This window comes from Mycolicibacterium arcueilense (assembly GCF_058536225.1).
This window is the reverse complement of sequence record NZ_JBZTYL010000007.1, coordinates 32,711-55,775: the sequence shown is the minus strand read 5'-3', so window position 1 is coordinate 55,775 and position 23,065 is coordinate 32,711. Positions and strand designations below refer to the sequence as shown.

At 67.4% G+C, this 23,065-nt stretch carries 21 protein-coding genes and 3 tRNA genes; 10 read left to right on the top strand and 14 right to left on the bottom strand.

The genetic code is table 11. The features are described 5' to 3' along the window. Positions 1-34: 34 nt before the first annotated feature. The 12 genes from rplK to AC4LGL_RS04315 all read right to left on the bottom strand — a co-directional run bounded on the left by rplK (position 35) and on the right by AC4LGL_RS04315 (position 5,804). Entirely contained in the window at positions 35-463 is a 429-nt protein-coding gene (gene rplK / locus AC4LGL_RS04370; RefSeq protein ID WP_003881829.1) for a 50S ribosomal protein L11, read from the bottom strand. Positions 464-532: 69 nt separating this feature from the next. Next, entirely contained in the window at positions 533-1,354 is an 822-nt protein-coding gene (nusG, locus tag AC4LGL_RS04365; protein WP_491837794.1) for a transcription termination/antitermination protein NusG, read from the bottom strand. 27 nt (positions 1,355-1,381) lie between these two features. Then, positions 1,382-1,849, bottom strand: a complete 468-nt coding sequence (gene secE / locus AC4LGL_RS04360) for a preprotein translocase subunit SecE (RefSeq protein ID WP_491837793.1) — start codon at positions 1,847-1,849, stop codon at positions 1,382-1,384. Positions 1,850-1,919: 70 nt separating this feature from the next. Then, positions 1,920-1,992: transfer RNA gene (locus tag AC4LGL_RS04355), tRNA-Trp, on the bottom strand. 162 nt (positions 1,993-2,154) lie between these two features. Next, positions 2,155-2,664 carry a (3R)-hydroxyacyl-ACP dehydratase subunit HadC gene (hadC, locus tag AC4LGL_RS04350; RefSeq protein WP_064886347.1) on the bottom strand — a complete coding sequence of 170 codons (510 nt, stop codon included), beginning with the start codon at positions 2,662-2,664 and terminating at the stop codon, positions 2,155-2,157. 13 nt (positions 2,665-2,677) lie between these two features. Beyond that, positions 2,678-3,106 (bottom strand): (3R)-hydroxyacyl-ACP dehydratase subunit HadB, encoded by a 429-nt coding sequence (hadB, locus tag AC4LGL_RS04345; RefSeq protein WP_055110091.1) that lies wholly within the window; start codon positions 3,104-3,106, stop codon positions 2,678-2,680. Continuing rightward, positions 3,106-3,570 carry a (3R)-hydroxyacyl-ACP dehydratase subunit HadA gene (gene hadA, locus AC4LGL_RS04340; protein WP_491837792.1) on the bottom strand — a complete coding sequence of 155 codons (465 nt, stop codon included), beginning with the start codon at positions 3,568-3,570 and terminating at the stop codon, positions 3,106-3,108. Before hadA ends, hadB begins: the two co-directional genes overlap by 1 nt. A 9-nt stretch (positions 3,571-3,579) precedes the next feature. Next, positions 3,580-3,747, bottom strand: coding sequence for a 50S ribosomal protein L33 (gene rpmG, locus AC4LGL_RS04335; RefSeq protein WP_003881823.1), 168 nt, complete (start codon positions 3,745-3,747; stop codon positions 3,580-3,582). 46 nt (positions 3,748-3,793) lie between these two features. Continuing rightward, positions 3,794-3,867 (bottom strand) — tRNA-Met (locus AC4LGL_RS04330). Positions 3,868-3,936: 69 nt separating this feature from the next. Next, positions 3,937-4,009: transfer RNA gene (locus tag AC4LGL_RS04325), tRNA-Thr, on the bottom strand. A gap of 110 nt (positions 4,010-4,119) precedes the next feature. Further along, positions 4,120-5,355 carry a globin domain-containing protein gene (locus tag AC4LGL_RS04320; RefSeq protein ID WP_491837791.1) on the bottom strand — a complete coding sequence of 412 codons (1,236 nt, stop codon included), beginning with the start codon at positions 5,353-5,355 and terminating at the stop codon, positions 4,120-4,122. Next, on the bottom strand, positions 5,352-5,804 hold the full coding sequence (locus AC4LGL_RS04315) for an RrF2 family transcriptional regulator (RefSeq protein ID WP_491837790.1): 453 nt from the start codon (positions 5,802-5,804) through the stop codon (positions 5,352-5,354). Before AC4LGL_RS04315 ends, AC4LGL_RS04320 begins: the two co-directional genes overlap by 4 nt. A 124-nt stretch (positions 5,805-5,928) precedes the next feature. Here AC4LGL_RS04315 and AC4LGL_RS04310 point away from each other — a divergent pair, with 124 nt between their 5' ends. The 9 genes from AC4LGL_RS04310 to recD all read left to right on the top strand — a co-directional run bounded on the left by AC4LGL_RS04310 (position 5,929) and on the right by recD (position 19,739). Further along, the gene (locus AC4LGL_RS04310; RefSeq protein WP_491837789.1) at positions 5,929-6,654 is read left to right on the top strand and encodes an MBL fold metallo-hydrolase; all 726 of its coding nucleotides are present in this window, start codon (positions 5,929-5,931) and stop codon (positions 6,652-6,654) included. A 240-nt stretch (positions 6,655-6,894) separates the two neighbouring features. Next, positions 6,895-7,884, top strand: coding sequence for a phospholipase effector Tle1 domain-containing protein (locus AC4LGL_RS04305; protein WP_491839264.1), 990 nt, complete (start codon positions 6,895-6,897; stop codon positions 7,882-7,884). Between the two features lie 73 nt (positions 7,885-7,957). Beyond that, positions 7,958-8,806, top strand: a complete 849-nt coding sequence (locus tag AC4LGL_RS04300) for a DUF8453 domain-containing protein (protein WP_491837788.1) — start codon at positions 7,958-7,960, stop codon at positions 8,804-8,806. A 23-nt stretch (positions 8,807-8,829) separates the two neighbouring features. Further along, the gene (locus AC4LGL_RS04295) at positions 8,830-9,540 is read left to right on the top strand and encodes a crotonase/enoyl-CoA hydratase family protein (protein ID WP_064886353.1); all 711 of its coding nucleotides are present in this window, start codon (positions 8,830-8,832) and stop codon (positions 9,538-9,540) included. Positions 9,541-9,893: 353 nt separating this feature from the next. Continuing rightward, entirely contained in the window at positions 9,894-10,370 is a 477-nt protein-coding gene (locus AC4LGL_RS04290) for a MarR family winged helix-turn-helix transcriptional regulator (protein ID WP_491837787.1), read from the top strand. Next, the gene (locus tag AC4LGL_RS04285) at positions 10,367-11,617 is read left to right on the top strand and encodes an MFS transporter (protein WP_491837786.1); all 1,251 of its coding nucleotides are present in this window, start codon (positions 10,367-10,369) and stop codon (positions 11,615-11,617) included. The genes AC4LGL_RS04290 and AC4LGL_RS04285 overlap by 4 nt, the downstream gene beginning before the upstream one ends. A gap of 24 nt (positions 11,618-11,641) precedes the next feature. Further along, on the top strand, positions 11,642-14,827 hold the full coding sequence (gene recC / locus AC4LGL_RS04280; protein WP_491837785.1) for an exodeoxyribonuclease V subunit gamma: 3,186 nt from the start codon (positions 11,642-11,644) through the stop codon (positions 14,825-14,827). Further along, positions 14,824-18,078: an exodeoxyribonuclease V subunit beta gene (gene recB / locus AC4LGL_RS04275; RefSeq protein ID WP_491837784.1), complete on the top strand. Its 3,255-nt coding sequence runs from the start codon at positions 14,824-14,826 to the stop codon at positions 18,076-18,078. Before recC ends, recB begins: the two co-directional genes overlap by 4 nt. Then, on the top strand, positions 18,078-19,739 hold the full coding sequence (gene recD, locus AC4LGL_RS04270) for an exodeoxyribonuclease V subunit alpha (RefSeq protein ID WP_491837783.1): 1,662 nt from the start codon (positions 18,078-18,080) through the stop codon (positions 19,737-19,739). Before recB ends, recD begins: the two co-directional genes overlap by 1 nt. Positions 19,740-20,045: 306 nt before the next feature. On the opposite strand, the gene AC4LGL_RS04265 is transcribed toward recD, so the two are convergent. Together AC4LGL_RS04265 and AC4LGL_RS04260 are read right to left on the bottom strand one after the other, a co-directional pair. Further along, positions 20,046-20,465, bottom strand: a complete 420-nt coding sequence (locus AC4LGL_RS04265; RefSeq protein ID WP_135359486.1) for a hypothetical protein — start codon at positions 20,463-20,465, stop codon at positions 20,046-20,048. A gap of 73 nt (positions 20,466-20,538) precedes the next feature. Further along, complete coding sequence (locus tag AC4LGL_RS04260; protein ID WP_491837782.1) at positions 20,539-22,278, bottom strand: alpha/beta fold hydrolase; 1,740 nt, start codon at positions 22,276-22,278, stop codon at positions 20,539-20,541. Positions 22,279-22,444: 166 nt separating this feature from the next. On the opposite strand from AC4LGL_RS04260, the gene AC4LGL_RS04255 reads away from it, so the two are divergent. Next, positions 22,445-23,065, top strand: a complete 621-nt coding sequence (locus tag AC4LGL_RS04255) for a TetR/AcrR family transcriptional regulator (protein ID WP_491837781.1) — start codon at positions 22,445-22,447, stop codon at positions 23,063-23,065.

The window sequence follows — 23,065 nt, the reverse complement described above, 5'->3', positions numbered from 1 at the left end:
GAAGCGGGCCCTCCCACAATTGCCTGGTGCCGAACTATTCGACCGTGATGCCCATCGAGCGGGCGGTGCCGGCGATGATCTTCGACGCAGCGTCGATGTCGTTGGCGTTGAGATCGGCCTTCTTGGTCTCGGCGATCTCGCGCACCTGATCCCAGGTCACCTTGGCGACCTTGGTCTTGTGCGGCTCGCCCGAACCCTTCTGCACACCGGCTGCCTTGAGCAGCAGCTTGGCGGCGGGCGGGGTCTTCAGTGCGAACGTGAAGCTGCGGTCCTCGTAGACGGTGATCTCCACGGGGATGACGTTTCCGCGCTGCGACTCGGTCGCGGCGTTGTACGCCTTGCAGAACTCCATGATGTTGACGCCGTGCTGGCCAAGTGCAGGACCGACCGGCGGGGCGGGGTTGGCCTGCCCGGCCTGGATCTGCAGCTTGATGAGCCCGGCGACCTTCTTCTTCGGGGCCATGCTTCTGGTGTTCCTTTACTTGCTCATCCAAGGGCGTGAAACGCCCGTTGTTTCTAGCCGCTGTGGCGACTAAATCTTGGAGACCTGGTTGAAGGTCAGTTCGACCGGGGTTTCGCGGCCGAAGATGGAGACCAGCACCTTGAGCTTCTGCTGCTCGGCGTTGACCTCGCTGATGGAGGCGGGCAGCGTCGCGAACGGGCCGTCCATGACGGTGACGGACTCGCCGACCTCGAAATCGACCAGGATCTCGGGCCGTTCCAGGGTGGCCTCGGTGCTGGCACCGGCGGTCGCCGCGGCGCTGGACTTGGCGGGCTTCTTGGCCGCGCCCTGCGGCAGCAGGAACTTCACCACGTCGTTCAGCGACAGCGGCGACGGGCGCGACGTGGCGCCGACGAAGCCGGTGACGCCGGGGGTGTTGCGCACCGCGCCCCACGACTCGTCGTTGAGCTCCATGCGGACCAGGATGTAGCCCGGCAGCACCTTGCGGTTGACCTGCTTGCGCTGGCCGTTCTTGATCTCGGTGACCTCTTCGGTGGGCACCTCGACCTGGAAGATGTAGTCGCCGACGTCCAGGTTCTGCACGCGGGTCTCGAGGTTGGCTTTCACCTTGTTCTCGTAACCGGCGTAGGAGTGGATGACGTACCAGTCACCGGGCTTGAGGCGCAGCTCCTTCTTGAGCGCGACTGCCGGGTCCTCGTCTTCGTCGACCGCAGGCGCCTCTTCGGCGGCTTCGTCGGCCGGAGCCTCTTCGGCCTCGTCGACCGCTTCGGTCTCGTCGGCCGAGTCGGCCGCTACAACCTCTTGGCCCTCAGCCGATTCATCGGTTTGCGACTCGACGCCGTCGACGTCAACGGTCTCGGCAACGGTCTCGTCGCCGTCGAACGTGGTCACGTTGTCAGTCCTCTCTCAAATTCCAGATCAGGTGCCGAACACCAGCGACACGAGGCGCGCCAGGCCCAGGTCGGCGCCGGAGATCAGCGCCACCATGAACACCAGGAACACCAGCACCACTGTGGTGTAGCTGACCATCTGCTTGCGGTTCGGCCAGATCACCTTGCGGAGCTCGGCAACGACCTGCTTCAGGTAGTTGACGACGAACATGATCGGGTTGCGCGACGGCCCGGTCTTCTTGGCCTTCGCGTTCTTCTTGGCCTTCTTCGACTTATCGGAGTCGGCCTTGGCATCATCGCTCGACGCGTCGCCCTCGGCGGCCTCGTCACTGCCGGCCTCACCAGCCGCACCACGACGGCTCCGCTTGCCGGTCGGGCGCAGCGGCCGGGTCACCACCGCGGTCTGACCGTGGGAGGTGTCCGTTGCCCCGGTGTCGGTGCTGGCGTCGGTTCCAGTGTCGTCTGCGGAGCCGGCACCTTCGCGCTCGTCGCTCACCGCATGCCTTTCATCCTGGTTTGTATGTCCACCTTCCAGTGTCCACACGTTGTCGAGTATTCAGTTTGAGCAGGGGCGACAGGACTTGAACCTGCAACCTGCGGTTTTGGAGACCGCTGCTCTGCCAGTTGAGCTACGCCCCTCTGTTGGTGACTTTCTGGCGCTTTTGTCACCGTACTGCGCCGAGGCTTACACAATTCGCGCGCGGCCCGTTCGATTGTCAAGCCGACGGACAGCGCGCTGAAATGGGAAAAACCCCGAGTGCCGAGTGTACCCCGGCGTACGTGCCATCTACTAATCGCTCGCTACTCGCCAGCGGCCTTCCGCATGACCTTGCCGGTCTCCGGATCCCACTTGACCTGGATCGAATCGTCGGCGTCGTGACCCATCATCGTGGTGATGGCTTCGAGGACCACCTCACCGTTGTCGTCGGTGCACACGTTGTGCGTGACGACGATGTCCGCGCCGAAGCGCTCCTCGACCGAGGCGACCTCCATGACGGCGTGCAGCTGATCGCCGGCCTTGAGCGGCTTGCGGTACAGGAATTTCTGGTCCACCTGGACGATCTGCTTGGTTTCCATGCCGATGTCGACGTTCTGGAAGAAGTGTTCCTGCACCAGCAGCGCCAGGGTGGAGGCGAAGGTCAGCGGCGCGACGAGGGTGTCGTGGCCGAGTTCGGCTGCGGCAGCCTCATCGTGGCTGGCCGGGTCCATGGCCTTGACGGCCTTGGCGTACTGGCGGATCTGCTCGCGGCCGATCAGGAAGGGATACGGATACTTCCAGACCATTCCCCGGATGTCAGCCTTGAGTGCCATGGCCCAGAACTCCTTACGCCAGTTTTGCGGTCGCTGTGGCCCGCCCGAAGATCTTCTTTCCGCCTGCGGTCGCCGAGATGGCGAGGGTGACCAGCTTCTGCTCGGGGTCGACGGACTTGACCCGTCCGTTGAAGACGATCTCGGCGCCCACACCGTCGTTGGGGACGGGCACCACCGCGGTGAAGCGGACGTTGTACTCGGTCACGGCAGCCGGGTCGCCGACCCATCCGGTGACGTAGCCGCCACCGAGGCCCATGGTCAGCATGCCGTGGGCGATCGCGGTGTCGAGGCCGACCTGCTTGGCGATCTCGTCGTCCCAGTGGATCGGGTTGAGGTCACCGGACACGCCGGCGTAGTTGACCAGGTCTCCACGGGTCAGCGGGATCACCCGCTCCGGAAGTGTGTCACCGACCTGAACTGAACTGAACTCGCGCAGCGCCATCAGTTAAAACCCTCTTCTCCGTCGCCCGCACGCCCGGCCAGGGTCGTGTAGGCCTCCTGGACCACGTCACCTTTGTCGTCGGTGATGATGTTCTTGGTCACGATGATGTCGGTGCCGTGCGCCTTGCGCACGGAATGCACGTACACGTCGCAGTACAGCTTGTCACCGGCCTTGACCGGCTTCAGGAACTTCAGCTCCTGATCGACCTGGACGATCTGAGCGTCCTGGATGCCGATGTCGGCCCACTCGAAGAATGCCCACTGCGCCTGGTAACCGAAGATGCAGATGAACGTCAGCGGCGCCGGCAGCGAGTCGTGGCCGAGCTCGGCCGCAGCAGCCTCGTCGTGGAAGAACGCATCGTCGTTCTTGACCGCGATCGCATGCTCGCGGATCTTCTCGCGCCCGACTTCGTAATGCTCAGGATGCCGGTAATGCATCCCGACGATGCTGGTCGAAAGAGCCACAGCGAATGGCTACCGCGACTCTTTGTGCGGCTGGTGGGTGCCGCAATTGGGGCAGAACTTCTTGATCTCGAGCCGGTCGGGATCGTTGCGGCGGTTCTTCTTGGTGATGTAGTTGCGGTGCTTGCACACCTCGCACGCCAAAGTGATCTTCGGCCGTACGTCGGTACTCGACGCCACGTCAGTTCTCCCTGCTCAAAATCACGCTCTGCTTTTGATGTTCCTGTAGCGGTGGGGAGGCTCGATCTCCCGACCTCACGATTATGAGTCGTGCGCTCTAACCAGCTGAGCTACACCGCCCCGGAGGGTCCCAGGTGGGGCTCCACGTCCGGATACTCCCGCGTCGCTTCGCTCGCCTGGCGTCCACCGAGCCCCCTAACGGAATCGAACCGTTGACCTTTTCCTTACCATGGAAACGCTCTGCCGACTGAGCTAAGGGGGCTTGTCCCGCAGCGTTGCGGCTGCGGGGCCTTAAAGAGGGTACAACCTCCCCGGCAGCCAAACCAAACCGCAGGTCAGCGCGGCCGCCGGGGAGCTGTTTTGCCTGGTCGGTTAATCCAGCAACCAATCGTTGGGTGCGAACAGCTCGCAGTGCACCCGCTCGTGGGCGATTCCCCGGTCACTCAGCTGGGTGCGGACCGCCTCGACGAATCCGGCCCCGCCACACAGGTAGTAGGCGGCGTCGGCGGGCAGGTCGATCCCGTCGAGCTTGAGCAGTCCGGCGTGCACACCGGCCGCCCCTCCGGTGACACCGTCCTCGTACCAGAGGTCGAGGCCGGCGTTGGGCAGCGCGTCGATCAGCTCGTGCTGGCGTTCGCGCAGCGGCTGGCCGCTGTCGCTGCGGTCGGCATGCAGGACCCGCACATGGGTGTCGGGCGCCTCGGCGGCCAGGAACTCCAGGATGCCGACCATCGGGGTGATCCCGATGCCCGCCGACACCAGCACCAGCGGGCCGTCGGGCTTACCGCCGGTGTACAGGTCGCCGAAGGGCAGCGTGACGTCCAACAGGTCGCCGATGCACAGGTTGGCCCGGATCCAGGACGACACCTCTCCGGCGGGCTGGTCCGCGACGGCGTCGACGGGCTTGACCGCAAACGTCAGATCGGTGGACCCGGGCGCGCCGACGAGGCTGTACTGGCGTAGCTGGCGGGCGCCGTCGGGCAGCGTGACGCCGACCGAGACGTACTGTCCCGCAATGAAGTTGACGGGTTCTGCGGCGCGGACCGTGACCAGCACCGCACCGGACGGGTCGTCGACGCGGGAGACGACGCGCAACCGCCGGAAGACGTCACCGGGTTCCACACCGGCACCGGCGTAGAGGTCACGCTCCAGTGCGATCAGGGTGTCGGCCATGATCCAGTAGACACGGTCCCAGGCCTCGGCCACCTCGGGCGTCACGGTGTCGGCGCCCAGCACCTCGACGATCGCGGCGAACAGGTTGTCGTGCACGATCGGGTACTGGTCGGCGGTGATGCCCAGCGAGGCGTGCTTGTGACCGATCCGGGCCAGCAGCGCCGACGGGTGCGGCAGGTCGGGGTTCACCAAGTGGGTGGCGAACGTGGCGATGGACGCCGCCAGCGCGCGCTGCTGGGCACCTTGGGCCTGGTTGCCGCGGTTGAACAGGTTGCGCAGCAGCTCGGGGTGGTTGGCAAACAGCCGGCGGTAGAACTCCGAGGTGATCTCGTCGATGTGCGCGCCGATGAGAGGCAGTGTCGCGGAAACGATCTCGGCGTGCTTCGGCTCCAGTTCGTCGCGTACCGCAGACGGCTCGGGGCTGGTGACGGTCATCGGGGATTCCTTTCAGGGGTGGTGAGTTGCACAACAATCGGTAGGCGGCTGTCAGCCGTCAGGTCTGTGACGGTGTATCGGTCGAGTTCGCGATAGAACGCCTCCTTTGCGTCGGCCAGCACCCGGCGTAGCCGGCAGGCTGCGATGAGCGGGCATGGGGAGTCCCCGCCGCATTCGATGACCTCGCGGTCACCTTCGAGTTCGCGCACCAGCCAGCCGATCGAGGCATTGCGCCCGGCCTCGGTGAGCACCAGTCCCCCGACCCGGCCGCGCCGCGCGTGCACCATCCCGAGCTCGGACAGCTTGGAGACGGCCTTGGCGACGTGGTGCTCCGAGGCGTTGGCACCCGAGGCGATGGTGCGGGTGGTGATGCGCCGGTCCTCGGTCTCTCCCGACGACAGCAGCATCAGCGTGCGCAGTCCTAGGTCGGTGAACCGGGTGAGGTGCATACCGATGACGCTAGTAATTCCGTATTTTTGATGCGAGTTTTATCGGTGTGGGTTCAAACACGTCATGACGTGCGGTTTTTGGACCTGCAGGGATGGCCGGACGGAGCCGCAATAGGCTTGGCGCATGTCCGAGCCCAACGCCCAAGACCGCTTGTACTTCCGGCAGTTGCTGTCGGGCCGCGACTACGCGGCCGGCGACCCGATCGCCCAGCAGATGCGCAACTTCTCCTACCTGATCGGGGACCGCGAGACGGGCGACGCGGTCGTGGTCGACCCGGCGTACGCGGCCAACGATCTCGTCGACGCGCTCGAGGCCGACGACATGCGCCTCTCCGGCGTGCTCGTCACCCATCACCACCCGGACCACGTCGGCGGCACGATGGCGGGCTTCACCCTCAAGGGCCTCGCCGAACTGCTGGAACGCCAGAGCGTGCCGGTCCACGTCAACTCCCACGAGGCCGACTGGGTCTCGAAGGTCACCGGGATCGCACCGAGCGAGCTGACCTCGCACGTCCACGGCGACAAGGTTTCGGTCGGCGCGGTGGAGATCGAGCTACTCCATACTCCCGGCCATACGCCGGGCAGCCAGTGCTTCCTGGTGGATGGCCGACTGGTCGCCGGGGACACGTTGTTCCTCGACGGATGCGGTCGCACCGACTTTCCCGGCGGCAATGTCGACGACATGTTCCGCAGCCTGCAGGCACTGGCCCAGCTGGCCGGAGACCCGACCGTGTTCCCGGGACACTGGTACTCGGAAGAACCGAGCGCTCCGCTCGATGAGGTCAAACGCAGCAACTACGTGTATCGCGCGTCGAACCTCGACCAATGGCGCATGTTGATGGGCGGCTGATGAATCGTTTCAGCGAGCCCAAATGCGGAATCCACTGAATTAACGAGCATGAAACGGGGCAATCCCACCCCGCGACGGCCCGTCTGCCACGAATTTCGTTGCCGAAGCGGTTGCAAGGGGAACTACGTACCGTTTTGCGCGATTCGAGTAGTGCAATACTCAGGACATCAGGCCGCGGACCCGGCAAAGTACTAGCCAGCATCAGTTGAGCAGTAGTTGACAGTCCCGCCGGGGGTCGCCGTGAAGAACATCGTGCTGTGCTTCGACCACACAGATGAACAACCCGGACTCCGTGACGCGTCGAATACCGAGATGCTGTTTCGGTTGCTGGATGGCACTGATCAGTTGACCTGGTATCACAGCGGCACGGCCATGCGACACGGCAGACGGCTCGCGCCGGGCCGCCGTGGCGACCCGGCCAGCGAAGCCCGGGCGGCCATCGCCGAGGCCTACCACTTCCTCGGCGACGCGTGGGATCCCGGAGACCAGATCTTCGTGTTCGGCGGCGGCGAGGGCGGGCATCGCGCCGGTGAACTCGCCACCCTGCTCGGCACGGTCGGCTTGTTGCCGGCCCATTCCGACGACGTACTCGACTACGCGCTTGCCACCTACGTGCTGCCGCGCACGGCGCGCACACCCCAGGACTGGCGACAGATCAGGGTGTTGGCGGCGCAGTTGTTCGGCGACCGCGATCCGGCCGTGCCGGTGCGGTTCGTCGGGCTGTGGAACGCCACGGCCACGCCCGGAACCAAGCGCCACATGGGCCCGCTGCCCACGGTGGAGTCCGGCCGGCACGCGGTGGCGGTCGACGGCGGCCGACGGACGATGCGGTACTGCGAGAGCCTTGATGAAGTCTGGTTCCGGGGAACCCGCCACGATGTCGTCGGCGGCACCGGAGCGTGCTGGCCGCTGGCCGACATCGCCCTGGACTGGATGCTGGACGGAGCCATCGCCTCGGGGCTGCGGGTCCACGACCACAGCGCCTGCCCCACTGATCTCGATGCGCTGGCCGGGACCGCGCCGGCGATCGGTCGGTGCCGGGCGCCGCTGGACGCCAAGGTGCACGCGAGTGTCGAGGTGTACCTGCGCTCGCACCCGCACTATTGGCGGCGATTGCCCGCGCGCATCGAATGGACCGATATCGAGTGGCTGGCCCGTGGCGAGCGGTTGGTCCACACGCCCGTGACCGTGCCGGTGCAGCGCGACATCCTCGCCGCCGTCGCCTCCTGAGGATGCCGGTTTTGACCGAAGTTTGCTGAGCCGGACCGCTGCCCAGGGTGAATGTCCGTGATATACCCACTTGGTGGGGATCATCGATTCAGTCACGGAGCGGGGGCGTGAGTTGGCTAGTTTCGAACCGGGTGCATGGACTGCGCTCGCAGCATGGGTGGCGATTGCCGTCATCGTCGTCGCGTTGATCTATGCGTGGCGGCAGTATCTGAAGGCCAGGGATCGGCGTGCCGAGCTGACCCAGCCGAACGTGTCGATGTTCATGGAGCCGAGCAGTGCCGATTGGCACCTGGTGGAGCTGGTCGTCCGTAACTACGGCCAGCGGCCGGCGTACGGGTTGCGGTTCGAGTTCGCGAACCCTCCCACGGTCGGCAAGTACGAGAGCTCGTATGACGACAACTTCGTCGACATCGTGCCGTTGAACCTGCCCGCGGAGATCCCGTATCTGGCGCCGTCGCAGGAGTGGCGCATCGTGTGGGATTCGGCGCTGGACCGCAAGCAGCTCGGTGAGGCGATCGCGTCCCGCTTCGACGGGGCGGTCACCTATTACGACGAGCCTGGCTCGGCCGGCAAGCCCAGTGGCCGCAAGCTGCGTAACACCGCAGTGCTGGATTGGGCGACGCTGCCGCCGGTGGACCGCATGGAACTGCTGACCACCCACGATCAGGCCCGGCGGGAGAAGCAGAAGCTGGAGTTGTTGCGTGGCGTGCTGACGTATTTCCAGTACGCGGCCAAGGAGACGGACGAGCAGAAGCTGCGTTCGGAGATCAACCGGATCAACGCCATGGGCGCCGAGATGCGCTCTCGCTGGCGCGATCGCTACGAGGCCGGCGACGACGATGACGATGATTACGACGATGACGATCCCGAGACCGATCTGATCAAGCCGGCGACGACCTCCGGCAGGCGTCACCGGGCCTGAACCCACTCGCTAGCATCAGTGCGATGAGCAGCCTGGTGAGCTACGAGCTCAACGATGCCGTGGCCACGATCACGATGGACGACGGCAAGGTCAACGCACTGTCACCTGCGATGCAGGCCGAGATCAACGCGGCGCTGGATCAGGCCGCCGCCGGTGCGGCTGCCGGCGAGGTGAAAGCCGTGGTGCTGGCGGGCAATTCGAAGGTGTTCAGCGGCGGGTTCGACCTGAGTGTGTTCTCGTCGGGCGACGTGGCGGCGACGTTAGGCATGCTCGCCGGTGGTTTCGAGTTGTCGGTGCGGTGTCTGAGTTTCCCGGTGCCGGTGATCATGGCCGCCACCGGTCACGCCATCGCGATGGGCTCGTTCCTGCTGCTGTCCGGTGATCATCGGGTCGGCGCCGTGACATCGCGGTGCCAGGCCAACGAGGTGAAGATCGGCATGACGCTGCCGATCGCCGCCATCGAGATCATGCGCATGCGCTTGACCCGCGCGGCCTTTCAGCGCGGGATCGCCATGGCGGCGGTGTTCACCGGAGACGCGGCGATCGCGGGCGGCTGGCTCGACGAGGTCGTCGAGGCCGACGCAGTGCTGTCCCGCGCCCAGCAGGTGGCGGCCGAGGCCGCAGCGACCCTGCACACCGGCGCGCACGTGGCCAGCAAGCTCAAGGCCCGCGCCGAGGCCCTGACCGCGATTCGTGCGGGAATCGACGGCCTGGCGCAGGAATTCGCGGGGTAGCACGCTGGCGCGGTTTCGCTTTTCGCTTCACACGAGGCTCACAGTCACGGCGCGGCGAGACCTGCTCGTCCTACCTCAGGCCACCAGAGGATCGGCACACTACGCGGCGAATTGCAGTCAGGATCAAGCAGCGATCCGCCACCTTGTTGATGACGGCCTGAAGGTACGCCCGGTCGGCCCCGCTGATACCACCGCACAACATGCACCGGCCGTCCGTCGCACTGGTTCACGATCGGCGACGCTGTGAACGCGACGACGAAAGTATGCCCGCCTCTTCAGCGACCTTTTGTCGCAAACAGGCGGGAGAGCGTCAAGCGCGGACCGCTCGTCGACATTCGCTCTAAAATATATGTATGTGCTATGCACATATAGTGCCTCGCTACAACCAACTCGATGAGCTTCTGGTGCGCATCCACATCGTCCGGCAGCGCCCCGGTTGGCGACGCCGGCTGATCGACGCGTCGGGCAGCGTCCCGTCCCTGTCGACGCTGCGGGTGCTCCGTGCCGTCGAGCAGCGGGAGAAGGCCGGGCAGAGTGCCTCGGTCGGCGAGGTCGCCGAGTACATGGCCGTCGAGCACTCCACCGCCAGCCGCACCGTCGCCAATGTCGTCGCCGCGGGCCTGCTCACCAAAACCCAAGACGCCGAAGATCAGCGCCGGTGCGTCCTCACCCTCACCGAAGACGGCCGCAAGGCCCTGGCCGACGTCACCGAACGGCGCCGCGAGATGGTCGCCGAGACCGTGGCCGAATGGCCCGAGTCCGACGTCGACAAACTCGTCGACCTGTTGGAGCAGCTGGTCACCGATTTCGAGCGGGGAGTGAGCTCGTGACAGCCCAGACCACTGCCCGCCCGCAGCCGCGCGGCGCCCTGCGGCTGATATTCGACCCGGTTTTCGGTGCCCTGTTCTGGGGCAAGATGTTCTCGGTCGTCGCGGTGTGGACACACGGCATCGTCGCGGCCATCGTGATCTTCGACGCCACCGGCTCCGCGGTGATGGTGGGCATGGTCGGCGTGGCACAGTTCCTGCCTCAGCTCATCCTGAGCCCGACCAGCGGCAAGTGGGCCGACATCGGCGACCCGGCCCGTCAGATCCTGTGGGGCCGGGTGTTGTGCATCATCGGCTCGGGTTCGACAGCACTCTGGCTGGCCCTGGACCCCGACCTGCAGGGCACGGCCGCGGCGATACCGGTGCTCGTCGGCTCCACCCTCGTCGGCTTCGGTTTCGTCATCGGCGGCCCGGCCATGCAGTCGGTGGTGCCAAGCCTGATCCGCGACGGCGAGCTTGCGACGGCCATGGCGCTCAACAGCATTCCGATGACCATCGGCCGCATCCTGGGCCCGGCGATCGGCGCCTTCCTGGCGGCGCGGCTCGGTGCGGCGCCTGGCTTCGCGATCAGCGCGGGCCTGCACCTGGTGTTCGCGATCTTCCTGCTGCTGGTGACCTTCCCGGCCCGGCCGGAACGCAGCCCGCACGGCGACTATCGGGTGCGCGCGGCACTGGCATACGTATGGCGGGACCGCCCACTGCTGCTGGCACTGCTGGCCGTGGCGACGGTCGGGTTCGCCTCAGATCCGTCGATCACGCTCACCCCGTCGATGGCCGAGGACCTCGGCGGCAGCGCCCACCTGGTGGGCGCGCTCTCGGCAGCGTTCGGCGTCGGCGCGGCGCTCGGCATGGTGGCGCTGGCGTCGATGCGCGGACGGCTGGCGGCCGCCCGGGTTTCGGCGATCGGGCTGTGGCTGCTCGTGGCCGGCTGCGGGCTGCTCGCCGCAGGTACGGTCACGGCCGTGGCGCTGGCCGGTTTCGCGGTCGCGGGGCTGGGCTTCGGTTGGGCGATGACGGGCCTGAGCACTGTCGTGCAGGAGCGGGCCCCCGAGGAACTACGGGGTCGCATCATGGCGCTGTGGCTGGTCGGATTCCTCGGGTCGCGCCCGTTCGCGGCGGCGTTGTTGGGCGGCGCGGCCGACGTGTTCAGCGTGCGGGTGGCATTCGTCATCGCCGGCGCGGTGACCCTGGCGGTCGCACTCGCGGCCCGACCCGCCGCTCTGTCGGCACCAAACGCGGCAACACTCTGACCGGGTCTCCTATCGTGTCTTTCGATGGGATTGCACCTGCACCGGGCCGAGCGCACCGATCTGCTCGCCGACGGGCTGGCAGATCTGCTGTCACACCCTCCGACTGACCCGTTCGCGCAGGAGCTCGTGCTGGTCCCGGCGAAGGGCGTGGAGCGCTGGCTGAGCCAGCGGCTGTCGAACCGGCTGGGGATCTGCGCGGCGGTCGAGTTCCGCAATCCGCGTTCGTTGATCGCCGAGCTGACGGGAACGGCCGAGGACGATCCGTGGTCGGCCGACGCGATGGCCTGGCCACTGCTGGCGGTCATCGACGACAATCTGGATCAGCCGTGGTGTGAGCCGGTGGCCACGCACCTCGGTCACTTCGAGACCGGCGACGAGTACGAGCTGCGTCAGGGCCGGCGCTATGCGGTGGCCCGACGGTTGGCCGGCCTGTTCGCGTCCTATGCGCGGCAGCGCCCGCAACTGCTGGTCGATTGGGCGGAGCTACCCGACGACCTGTCCTGGCAGGCCCCGCTGTGGCAGGCGCTCACCGAGCGCATCGACGCCGAGCCCCCACATGTCCGGCACGCGGAAACCCTTGCCCGGCTTACCGATTCACCCAGTGACCTACCCGAGCGCCTGTCGTTGTTCGGGCACACCCGGCTGCCGGTCACCGAGATCGAGTTGCTCACCGCGCTGGCCACCCATCACGATCTGCACCTGTGGCTGCCGCACCCCAGCGACGACCTGTGGCGGTCACTGACCGCGCACACGGGTCCACTCCCCCGCCGCGAGGACACCAGCCACCGCGATGTGGGCCACCCGCTGCTGGCCACCCTCGGCCGTGACCTGCGGGAACTGCAGCGTGGGCTGCCGATCCCGGACACCGACGAATATCTCAGCGGCACAGGTTATCCCGACACCGTGTTGGGCTGGCTGCAGTCCGATATCGCGGCCAACGCGGTCCGGTCGGCCGGGCGGGTGCCGCGCCTGTCGGACCGCTCGATTCAGGTGCACAGCTGTCACGGCCCGGCCCGGCAGATCGAGGTGCTGCGGGAGGTGCTGTTGGGCCTGCTCGCCGATGACCCGACGCTGGAGCCGCGCGACATCCTGGTGATGTGCCCCGACATCGAGACCTATGCACCGTTGATCACGGCCGGGTTCGGGCTGGGTGATGTGGTGCGCGGCGCCCATCCGGCGCACAAGCTTCGGGTGCGGTTGGCCGATCGCGCTCTGGTGCAGACGAATCCGCTTCTGTCGGTGGCGGCGTCGGTGCTGACCCTGGCCGGTGGGCGGGCCACTGCGAGCGAGGTGCTGAACCTGGCCGAGTCACCGCCGGTGCGGGCCCGGTTCGGATTCACCGACGACGATCTGGAGGCCGTCACCGCCTGGGTGCGTGAGGCCAACATCCGGTGGGGTTTCGATCAGGAGCACCGCAGCCCCTACGGCGTCGAGTTCTTGCACAACACCTGGCGTTTCGGGATCGACCGGGTGCTGGCCGGGGTGGCGATGTCCGACGATTCGCACGCCTGGCTGGGCACCACGCTGCCGCTCGACGACGTCAGCAGCAACCGGGTCGAGCTGGCGGGCCGGTTCGCCGATTTTGTCGACAAACTCAGTAAAGCTGTCCGTGATCTGAGCGGGGTCCGTCCCCTCGACGAGTGGTTGTCGGCGCTGGGAACCGGGATCGAGGCGCTGGCGTACTCCGACGAGGAATGGCCCGCGGCCCAGGTGCAGCGTGAGTTCGCCGAGATCGGCGAGGCTGCCGGTGCGGGCGAGACACCGATGCGGCTCAGTGATGTTCGCGCGCTGCTGGATCGTCATCTGGCCGGACGGCCGACGCGGGCCAACTTCCGCACGGGCACCCTGACCGTGTGCACCATGGTGCCGATGCGCTCGGTGCCACACCGGGTGGTGTGCCTGGTCGGGTTGGACGACGGGGTGTTTCCGCGGCTGGGTGCGGTCGACGGGGACGACGTGCTCGCCCGCGACCCGCGCACGGGTGAGCGCGACATCCGCTCGGAGGATCGCCAGCTGCTGCTCGACGCGATCGGTGCGGCCACACAGACGCTCGTGGTCACCTATACCGGCGCCAACGAATACTCCGGTCAGGCCCGCCCGCCGGCAGTGCCGCTGGCCGAGTTGCTCGACACGCTCAGGGTGACCGCCGAGCAGCCCGTGGATGTGGTGACCACTCACCCGTTGCAGCCCTTCGACGTTCGCAACGTCACCCCCGGCGCCCTGTTGCCCGACGGGCCGTTCACCTTCGATCCCACTGCGCTCACCGCCGCGCAGGCCAGCGCGGGCCGGCGGGCCGACCGGCCGGCGTTCTTCGCCCACCAACTGCCGCCGCGGCCAACCGAGGATGTCGCGCTGGAGGATCTCGTCACGTTCTTCAAGGATCCGGTGAAGGGCTTCTTCCGGGCCCTGGAGTACACCCTGCCCTGGGATGTGGACGGGGTGTCGGATGTGATGCCGGTGGACATCGATGCGCTGGAGGAATGGACCGTCGGCGATCGCATGCTCGGCGACATCATGGGTGGCATGACCCCGGCCGATGCCCAGCAGGCAGAGTGGCGGCGCGGCACCCTGCCGCCCGGTCAGCTCGGCTGGCGCCGCGCGATCGCACTGCGTGATCGGTGCGCCCTGCTGGCCACCGACGCCCTGCGGTACCGGGACGCCGACCCGCAGGCCTATGACGTCGACATCGACCTGGGGACCGGACGCCGGATCACCGGTACCGTCTCGCCGGTGTTCGGCGAGAGGCTCGTGTCGGTGACGTACTCCAAGCTCGACGGCAAGCATCTGCTGCAGTCCTGGATTCCGTTGCTGGCGTTGGCCGCCGGGTATCCCGACCGGGACTGGTCGGCCGTGTGCATCGGGCGGCCCCGGCGCGGCGACACCCCGCGCATCGAAGGGTTGGGCCGTCCGGACAATCCGGTCGAGCTGCTGGCCGATCTGGTCGCCATCTACGACGCGGGCCGCCGGGAGCCGTTGCCCCTGCCCATCAAGACCTCCTATGCGTGGGCGGCGGCCCGCTACGCCGGTGACGACCCGGAGCGTGAGGCCGGGTTCCGCTGGCGCAGCGGCAAATTCCCCGGTGAGGACGAGGCACCCGCTCATGTGCGGGCCTGGGGCCGGAGTGCGCCGTTGAGCCGCCTGGAGGGCCTGGGCGAGTACTCCGAGCGGTTGTGGCTGCCGCTCCTGCAGGCCGAGAGGTCCACCCGGTGAACGTCTTCGACCTACTCGGCCCGCTGCCGCAGACCAACAGCACCACGGTGCTGGAGGCCAGCGCGGGCACCGGAAAGACCTTCGCGCTGGCCGGTTTGGTGACCCGCCTGGTGGCCGAGGGGGCGGCGACGCTGGATCAGATGCTGCTCATCACCTTCGGCCGGGCCGCCAGTCAGGAGTTGAGGGAGCGGGTGCGGGCCCAGATCGTCGGCGCCCTGGCGGCGTTGGAGGACCCGTCACGCGCCGACAACGATCTGCTGCAGTATCTGGTCGCCGAGGACCAGCAGGCCCGTGGACAGCGGCTGCGCGACGCGCTGGCCGGTTTCGACGCAGCCACCATCGCGACCACCCACCAGTTCTGCCAGATCGTCCTGAAATCCCTCGGCGTGGCCGGGGACAGCGATTCGGGTGTGACCCTGGTCGAGAGTCTTGACGAGTTGGTATGCGAGATCGTGGACGATCTGTATCTCGCCCACTTCGGTGCTCAGCGGGATACCCCGGAGCTGGGGTATGCCGAGGCGCTGCGGCTGGCCCGGGTGGTGGTGGCCAATCCGGCGACCGAACTGCGCCCGCTGGATCCCGAACCGGAATCCCCGGCGGGCATTCGGGTGGCGTTCGCGCGGGCGGTGCTGGCGGAGTTGGAGATTCGCAAGCGCCGCCGCGGCGTGCTGGGTTACGACGATCTGCTGACCCGGTTGGCCGGGGCGCTGACCGCGGAGAACTCCGCGGCGCGGGTGCGGATGGCGCAGCGCTGGCCGATCGTGATGGTCGACGAGTTCCAGGACACCGACCCGGTGCAGTGGCAGGTGATCGAGCGGGCGTTCTCCGGCCGGTCCACCCTGATCCTGATCGGTGACCCCAAGCAGGCGATCTACGCGTTCCGCGGCGGCGACATCGACACCTATCTGCGGGCCGCGGCGACTGCGGGCGACAAGCAGACGCTGGGCACCAACTGGCGCAGCGACAGTGTGCTGGTCGACCGGTTGCAGGCAGTGCTGCGCGGTGCCGAACTCGGTGGCCCGGACATCGTGGTGCATGACGTGCAGGCACACCATCAAGGACACCGGCTGGCCGGGGCACCGTACAACGATCCCTTCCGGCTTCGCGTGGTGACGCGGAACCGCACCGGCACCAAGGTGATTCCGATCGCCGATCTGCGCCGCCACATCGGCAGGGATCTGGCCGCCGACATCGGCACGTTGCTGAACAGCGACGCCACCTTCTGCGACAGACCATTGCAGGCGGGTGACATCGCGGTGATCGTCGAGACCCACAAGGACGCCCGGGCCTGCCACACCGCACTGCTCGAGGCCGGTATCCCCTCGGTCTACACCGGCGATTCGGACGTGTTCAATTCCGAGGCAGCCGAGGACTGGCTGTATCTGCTGGAGGCCTTCGATCAGCCGCACCGACCCGGGCTGGTGCGGGCCGCGGCCGCCACGATGTTCTTCGGGGAGACCGCGGAAACCCTTGCCGCGGGCGGTGATGCGTTGACCGACCGGGTCGCCGACACCCTGCGCACCTGGGCCGGCCATGCCCGCGATCGGGGCGTCGCAGCGATCTTCGAGGCCGCGCAACTGGCGGGCATGGGCAGGCGGGTGCTGTCCTGGCAGGGCGGGGAACGATTGATGACCGACCTGGCCCACATGACCCAGTTGCTCGGCGACACCGCCCACCGCGAAGGGTTCGGGCTGGCCGCGCTGCGGGACTGGCTGCGTACTCAGCGCAGCGAGGGCGGCGGCGCCTCCGAGCGCAACCGCCGCCTGGACAGTGACGCGGCGGCGGTGCAGATCATGACGGTGTGGGTGAGCAAGGGGCTGCAGTTCCCGATCGTGTACCTGCCGTTCGCATTCAATCGGTATGTGCCGGAGCCGGATCTGATCCTCTTCCACGACGAGGGGGTGCGCTGTCTGCAGATCGGCGGCCCCGACCCGGCGGTGACCCGCGCCGGCCGGACCGAAGCCGCGGCCGACGACAGCCGCCTGACCTATGTGGCGATGACGCGGGCCCAGTCGCAGGTGGTGGCCTGGTGGGCTCCGTCGAATGACGAGCCGAACGGCGGCCTGTCGCGGCTGCTGCGTGGGCGCGCCCCCGGCGAGGTCGCGGTGCCCGACCGGTGCGTCCCGGCCAGGGTCTCCGACGACGATGCACTGGCCCGGCTGCGGGCCTGGGAAGCCGTGGGTGGTCCGGTGTTGGAGGAGTCGGTGATCGGAGCGGTCATACCCGTGCCCGCACGGGCGATACCAGATGATCTGGCGGCGCGGCATTTTCACCGCTCCATCGACACGGCGTGGCGGCGCACGTCGTATTCCGGGTTGCTGCGGGCAGCCGAGGATGGCGAACACTCCGGGGTGTCCAGCGAGCCTGAGGTCGTCGAGCTCGACGACGAGTCGACCGATATCACCGTCGTCGCCCCCGCCCAGGGCGCCGACGTGCCCTCCCCCATGGCCGCTCTGCCGACGGGAGCGGCGTTCGGCTCGCTCGTGCACGCGGTGCTGGAGACCGCCGACCCACTGGCGGTGGATCTGATGGCCGAGCTGCACACCGAGGTGCGACGGCACGCGGCCCGCTGGCCGGTCGAGGTCGATTCCGACGAGCTTGCCGCCGCCCTGCTGCCGATGCACGACACCCCGCTGGGACCGTTGGCGCCGGGGGTGACGCTGCGCCAGATCGGGTTGGCGGACCGGTTGTGCGAGTTGGACTTCGAGTTCCCGATGGCCGGTGGCGATCTGCGCGGCGGCGAGTTCGCGCGGTTGGCCGAAATCGGGGCGCTGCTCGACGAGCATCTGCCTGCCGACGACCCCATGGCCGTCTATGCCGAGCGGTTGTCGACGGGGCTGCTGGGTCGTCAGCCGTTGCGCGGCTATCTGTCCGGTTCGGTGGATGTGGTGTTGCGGATCGGTCAGCGTTTCGTGATCGTCGACTACAAGACCAACTGGCTGGGCACCGGCGACGCGCCACTCACCGCAGCCGATTACGGGCGGGACCGGATGGTCGAGGCCATGCTGCACTCGGACTATCCGTTGCAGGCGTTGTTGTACAGCGTTGTGCTGCACCGGTTCCTGAGCTGGCGACTGCCCGGCTACGACCCGGCGGTACATCTCGGCGGGGTGATGTACCTGTTCGTGCGCGGTATGTGTGGGGCGCTGACTCCCGTCGTCGACGGGCACCCGGCGGGCGTGTTCAGCTGGGAACCGCCCGCGGCGTTGGTGATCGCGATGTCGGAGCTACTGGACAAGGGAGCCCGGTGATGTTGGACGCGTTCGCCGAGGTCCTCGAACCCGCCGATGTGCAGGTGGGCAGGCGGTTGAGCACGCTGGCGGAGGAGACCGATCCGCGGGTCGAACTCGCTCTGGCCCTCGCGGTGCGGGCGCTGCGCGGCGGCTCGGTGTGTGTGGACCTGCGTTCGGTGGCCGAGCAGGCGCAGCTGCCCGATCTGCCGTGGCCGCCGGTCGACGAGTGGCTGGCGGCCGTGGCGGACAGCCCGCTGCTGGGCACTCCCCCGGTGCTGCGGTTGTTCGGAGACCTGCTGTATCTCGACCGGTACTGGTTGGAAGAGCAGCAGGTGTGCGACGACGTGCTGGGCCTGGTCGCCACCAAGCCGGGTGGCCTGGCGCCCGACGTGGCGCGGTTGTTCCCACCGGGTTTCGAGGAGCAGCGGGCCGCGGCGAAGGTGGCGTTGTCGCAGGGGCTGACGGTGCTCACGGGCGGGCCGGGTACCGGCAAGACGACCACGGTGGCGCGGTTGTTGGCGCTTTTGGCCGAACAGGCCGCGATGGCCGGCCGGCCTTCGCTGCGGATCGCGCTGGCCGCGCCGACCGGCAAGGCCGCGGCCCGGCTGCAGGAGGCAGTCCAGCTCGAGGTGAACCGGCTCGATGCAGTGGACCGCGAGCGGATTTCGGGCCTGCAGGCCACCACGCTGCACCGGCTGTTGGGGTCACGCCCGGACACGTCGTCGCGGTTCCGCCATCACCGGGCAAATCGGTTGCCGCACGACGTGATCGTCGTCGACGAGACGTCGATGGTGTCGCTGACCATGATGGCCCGGTTGTTGGAGGCGGTGCGTCCGCAAACCCGGCTGCTGCTGGTCGGTGACCCCGATCAGCTGGCCTCGGTGGAAGCCGGGGCAGTGTTGGCCGACCTGGTCGACGGCTTGGGATCGCGCGGGGTCGCGGCGCTGCAAACCTCGCACCGGTTCGGTGAGTCGATCGGTGCGCTGGCCGCAGCAATCCGGGCCGGTGACGCCTCCGGCGCCGTCGAGGTGCTGGCGGCCGGGGGCGAGCACGTCGAGTGGGTGTCCTCGGACACGAGCGAGCGGCTGCGGGAAGTGCTTGTGCCACATGCGCTTGCGCTGCGGCAGGCGGCGATTCTCGGGGACGACGGTGCGGCGCTGGAGATTCTCGACGAGCATCGGCTGTTGTGCGCGCACCGGCACGGTCCGTTCGGTGTCACGCAGTGGAACCGCCAGGTGCAGCGGTGGCTGGCCGAGGCGACCGGGGAACCTACCTGGGCGTCGTGGTACGTGGGGCGCCCAATCCTGGTGACGGCCAACGATTATGGGCTCAAGCTCTACAACGGCGACACCGGTGTCACCGTGGCCACCCCGGACGGGCTGCGCGCCGTGGTCGGTGGGACCGTCGGCGGGTCCGCGTCATTCGCCACGGGCAGGCTGACCGAGGTGGAGACCATGCACGCCATGACGATCCACAAGTCCCAGGGCAGCCAGGCCGACGAGGTGACCGTGCTGCTACCGCCGGAGGACTCCCGGTTGTTGACCAGGGAGTTGTTCTATACCGCCGTGACCCGGGCCAAGACACGCGTGCGCGTGGTGGGGTCCGAAGCGGAAATCCGCGCGGCTATCGCCCGGCAGGCAGTCCGTGCGACCGGCCTGCGAAAGCGGCTGAAGCTCTAAACGGCCCGTCCAGCGAAAAACGCGCCGGAAATGAGACCGATCACGAGTGCCAGGGTGGGAAGACCCATTGCCACTGCTACTACGACGCCGGCGACCGCACCGATGCCGAGCACCAGCAGGAGTGCCCCAACAAATGCTCCAAACATTGACCGCCCTTTCGTATGACAGCGATCACAATGTACATCGTCCGTGTGCTGAATCACATACAGATGAGGCACCAATTTGGTTAACGATCTGGCGGCAAAATGTATAGCTGAGCTCGGTATATGCCTTGTTCAGCGCACCTCAGCGAACTCGGAGGCGGCGCTATCCCGCACCCGACACGCTCAGCGCCCAGAACGCCAGCAGGTTGAGGGCCACCAGGCTCAGCAACGAGATCGCAAACGCGCGTCCCCACCAGCGTCTGGGCGCCGCGAACGGCAACACCAGCGCCCAGAAGAGGCTCACCGGCACCGCGAGCAGAACGCCGAAGACAATGCCGTAGCCGTGTGGATCGGTGGCCGGGTTCGTATCGAAGGCCGAACTCAGCACCACATAAACGATCAACGCCCAGAACGCCACGGCACAGCCGCCGATGACTGCTGCGAAGCACCGGACGGTCAGCACGACTTGGGATTGCTGACCTCCGGGCGGGGGCGGGGGAAGGTAGGCCTGGGGCGCGTACATCTGGGGCCCGTACCGGTCGACCCACTCGTGCGGGTATTCCTCTGGCGGTGTCTGCTCCACAGCAACCCCCCGGTTCGGCGTCCTCACCAGGATAAAGGCGCAGCAGTGGAGCCGCGGGCACCGATTTCTGCGGTCAGACCGTCACCGGCACCGACTGTCCGGCCAACGGTTCGTACACCGCGTATTGGAACAGCGCATCGAGGAGCGGTCCCACCAACCCGTCCCACGGCGTCGCCTGCACCGGTTCGGTCGAGGTGAAGGGCAGCACCACCGCGGTGGCGGTGCCCGACGGGGTGGGGATCTCGATGCTTTCCTGCGGCGCACCGTGCACGCCATTGCCGGTGCCGTCGTACATGTCGTTGATCCAGCCGGCCGAAATCACCTTGACCGCATCGACATTCTGCGGCTGCGAGAATCCGGCGATCAGGTACTCGGCGAATTGCAGGATCGGGTTGGCACCCTGCAGTCCGTCGATGTGCCGCCCACCGACGAGCATCACACCGTTGAACTCGCCGGGGCGGGCGGTCTGCAGTTCCTGGCCGACCGTACCGTTGCGATTCCACACATACGGATCTGACGAAATGAGCAGCACCGGACGGTAGTTGGCACCACTCAGCTGGTCCAGCGCCTCGGGCATGTCGTTGTGGGTGTCGACCGCGTCGAGCAGCACCACCCCGGCCAGGTCGTCGACGGCGCCGTTGTCGACCATGCGTCCGGCGGCGCCGGTGACCAGCATTCCGCCCAGAGAATGCCCGACGAGGACGAACCTGGACGGCAGCGTGACGGGGTGACCGGCTGCCGCGCTGGCGCTCGCGGTCAGTTCGGGCCGGTCATCGGCGAACAGGTCTGCCACGGACTGCTGCATCGGTTCGCCGCCGAGCCATTCACCGTTCGGGTCGAACAGGTTCGACGAGAGCGTGGGGACGACGACGATGCTGTTGGTTTCCTCCGCCAGGTAGGCCGCGGTGTAGCTGTACATCGGGCCGGTGGCCATGAATCCGTGCTGCAGATAGATGACGCCGGTGGCGGAGTCCGGGTCTTCGGGGAAGTACCAGTCGGCGCGGACGGTCTGGTTGGTGCCCGGCATGTCCAATGTCGAGGAGCGGACGGTGACATTGCTGCCCGGCGGGAGCACCGGCGGGCCCGAGAACACCTGCAGCGCAGCGCCGACCACGTTGAACACCAGCGAGCCGACGATGTTGACCAGCGGCGGCGCCGGCCGTGACGCGGTGAGCGGGGTGGCGATGGCGGCGATGGGCTTGACGATCTGGCGGTCTTGGGCGGCAACCGGTTTCGTGACCAGGTCACCGATATCCGCGAGCAGGGCACGGCTCTGGGTCGGGACGCGGTCGACGAGCGTGCCGACGGCGTCAACGGGCGGCGCGTTCGTAGCTGCCGGTCGGGTGATGGCTTCAACGGCGTCGGCGATGTCCGGCACCTTGTCGGCCATGACGGTGCCGACCGCAACGGACTCGGGGCGCTTCGCCGCTTGACGCTGAGCCGTCGCCTTGGGGCGCGGAAGCGATTGTGTAGCCCGCAGGTTCGGCTTCCGCTCAGCAAGATCGGTCAGGGCGGTGCGCGCGCGATCAGTGAGATCGTCGACCAGGCCACGCACCTCGGAACGTGTCGGTGCAACCTTCGGCACGGAGAGCTTCATACGCTTCTCCGTGCGCGGACCGCGCCGGGAGTCCGGGCCGCGCTGCTTCTTCGCTGGACCAGAGTCATTGGCGGACTGCGTGGTTGACTTCTCCCGGCCGGGATCGGCATGGGCCGTCGCGGTCGTTCCCGCGATCAGCCCCATCCAGAGGGCGACCAGCAGCACGCCCCATCCGATCGCCGCGACTGTATGAATTGCCCGCCCCCGTGTGGTCACGCAGGCACGTTAACCGCCGCCATCGGCCGTCCGCAGGAAAATGCACAAATCAACAAAATTGTTTCTTTACAGGGCACCGTTGGGCCGTCCGGCATACTAAAACCCAAACGCCGCCGCCCAGGACAGTCGATTGTCAGCACCAGAACGCCGCCCCCGGGGCCGACCCGTGGGTGGCGGCAATACCGCCGAGCAGGCGCGCGAGGTGTTGATGGACGCCGCCGAGCACCTTTTCGTCACCCGCGGATACCGGGCATCGACGATGGAGGTCATCGCACACGAGGCCGGATATTCACGCACGGCGATCTACCGCCAGTTCGCCAACCGCGACGAGCTGATCGCCGCCATGGTGCAGCGCACCACCCAGCGACACATGGCGTCGATCATTCCCCGGATGCCCGAGGATGCCGGGCCCATCTATCTATTGGTCGAGAGTCTGGTGATCGTCGCGACCGAACTCGTTTCAGACCCACTGCTCAACACAATCGCCGACCAGACCCCCGAGGGCACGATCGCCTCGTTGATCGCGACGGATTCCGAACTGACCGATCTGGTGACGACCACCATCGAGGCGATGATCGCCGAGGACGCCGACCAGTTCCGCGCCGGTCTGGACCCACACGACCTGGCGCAGTTCATCATCGCGACCGCGCTCGGTTTCCTGGTGAAGACCGTCCCCGACATCACCGAGCCCGACGCGGCGCGACGCTACATCGAGACCTTCGTCCTGCCGGCCATCGTGAAGAAACCGCCGCCGCCACAACGGGTGTTCCCCGCGGGATCGGGATAG